Source organism: Synechococcus sp. H55.9 (assembly GCF_047462355.1).
Taxonomy (GTDB): Bacteria; Cyanobacteriota; Cyanobacteriia; order Thermostichales; family Thermostichaceae; genus Thermostichus.
In genome coordinates this window covers 1-1781 of sequence record NZ_JANSJB010000166.1, presented here as the reverse complement: position 1 = coordinate 1781, position 1781 = coordinate 1, and the positions used below count along the sequence as shown (strand labels likewise).

3 protein-coding genes are annotated in these 1781 nt (G+C 61.4%); all 3 read right to left on the bottom strand.

Features of this window, described 5'->3' with window-relative positions; genetic code table 11:
* Positions 1-104: 104 nt before the first annotated feature.
* Genes NW857_RS12800 through cobU form a run of 3 tightly spaced genes read right to left on the bottom strand, consistent with a single transcriptional unit; the run spans position 105 to position 1731 of the window.
* On the bottom strand, positions 105-638 hold the full coding sequence (locus NW857_RS12800; protein WP_414348866.1) for a hypothetical protein: 534 nt from the start codon (positions 636-638) through the stop codon (positions 105-107).
* Positions 635-1129, bottom strand: a complete 495-nt coding sequence (locus NW857_RS12795; protein WP_414334781.1) for a CRR6 family NdhI maturation factor — start codon at positions 1127-1129, stop codon at positions 635-637. Before NW857_RS12795 ends, NW857_RS12800 begins: the two co-directional genes overlap by 4 nt.
* Before the next feature lie 44 nt (positions 1130-1173).
* Positions 1174-1731, bottom strand: coding sequence for a bifunctional adenosylcobinamide kinase/adenosylcobinamide-phosphate guanylyltransferase (cobU, locus tag NW857_RS12790; RefSeq protein ID WP_414334782.1), 558 nt, complete (start codon positions 1729-1731; stop codon positions 1174-1176).
* Positions 1732-1781 lie beyond the last annotated feature (50 nt).

Here is a 1781-nt window from a genome sequence, read left to right as displayed (position 1 = left end):
CCCTCACCCCCAGCCCCTCTCCCTGAGGGAGAGGGGAGTTAGGGATAGCGCTCCACAACAAGGGCTTGGCGGGCGAGCCTCAGGCTCCTGTCATGGGAAGGAGATCAACGAACGTAGCCCAGTTGCTCCAGGAAATCGGTGTCCCAAAGGATCTGCCCATCCAGAGCCATTCTCCCCAGCACCGGTATTCCGACTTGAGCCTCCAGGTGTGGGATCAAAGTTGCATCCAGCTCTTCCAAAGCTTGGGGATCCTCGGTTTCGGGCAGGGATCCGACCAGCACCCACCCCAAGCTGCGGGCCTTGGCTTGGCGCATCAGGGCGGCAAAGACGGTTGCTTGGCTCAGGGCGGCCTTCCGTTGCAGCGTTAAGAGCAAGCTGAACCCCCACGCATGGGCCAGATCCGCCCAGGTTTGGCCTGGCCCCAGGGGATCGGCGACACTGCCCGGCAGAACCAGTAGGGGATCTTTTTCTCCTGCCCACTCGCAGATTTGTTGCCAGAGGGCCTTGAGCTGAGCTTCCGAAGGGTTGGAATCCACCCTGAGCCGGCCCCAAGGGTTTTGGGTCACCTCTTGCCAGGCGCCGGCCACTGCTGCGGCTCCGGGGATCGCCGGCCAAGTATCGGCCACCATCACCCTCATGATTCTGGATCCCCCGCCTCAGACTCCCAGAGAGTGAGAAACTCCGGCTGAACCTCGAAGCCAAACACCAAAGCCATATCCCGCAGCATCGAGAGGGATCCCAGTTTCTGCTGCTTGAACCAACGCATCAACACAAAGATCTTCTGATAGACAAAGATTTCCAGTGCTTCTGGGTTGTAAACAATGCCCTCGCGAGGGTTGAATTGATGAGGCACCAACATGGCTGCGTAGCGGGCCAGCTCTCCTTGGCGCCAGTTGAGGAAGTAGGGCATCCAGGGGCAGACCGTATCCCAACGGATAAACCACAGGCGCACCTCCGGGATCTCCGACAGCTCGCGCGGATCGTCGGGGCTGCGCGGCCAATCGATGGCGCATTGCACCTGTTGGGCAGCCCGGACGGGATCCGCCATCAGGGTTTTCATTAATTCGTGGCCAGGGGTGAGATCCAGAGATTGGATGGCCTTGGCAGGAAGGTAGAAGGTAATCGGCACGACGACACGGCTATCTGATATCTGACTTGCAAATGCAGCTTATCTCAGCTCTGCCCCACCTCGCCTGCCACCGGGATCCCCCAGCGGGTGAGATCGAGGGCAAAGCCTGCGGTTACCAAAAACACCTGGTCGGCCAGAGGAGCCAGCTTTTGGGTGAGCTCCCCCATCCGATCCCGAAAGCGGCGTCCCAACGGATAGGCGGGCACCACCCCCCAGCCCACCTCTTCTGACACCAGGATGATCTCCCCCCTGTGGACTGGCAAGGTTGCCAAGAAGGATTGCACCAAGGGATCCCATTCTGCAGCGGGACAGTCTAGGCCCTGCGCCACCCACCCCCCCAGCGAATCCACCAGAGCACAACAGGGCTGGGGCAGCTTTTGCAGGTCGGCCCCCAGGTCGGGCCCGGTTTCCCAGGTTTGCCAAGTGGGGGGACGCCGTTGCCGATGCCGCTGAACCCGTTCGGCCCACTCCGGGTCGGCCTCAGGGTCGGGTTTGGGCCCGGTGGCCAGATAGATGACCGGCAGGCCGGAAGCAGCCGCCAGGTTCTCCGCCAGCCGACTTTTGCCGCAGCGGGCAGGGCCACAGATGAGCACAATCGGCATTGGGCATGAGGATGGAAGTCCATTGTTAGATTAGCTTAGCGGTTGGTCGC

Coding starts and splice junctions, on each gene's coding strand:
- NW857_RS12800 (WP_414348866.1), bottom strand. CDS start 638: ATGAGGGTGATGGTGGCCGATACTTGGCCGGCGATCCCCGGAGCCGCA.
- cobU (WP_414334782.1), bottom strand. CDS start 1,731: ATGCCGATTGTGCTCATCTGTGGCCCTGCCCGCTGCGGCAAAAGTCGG.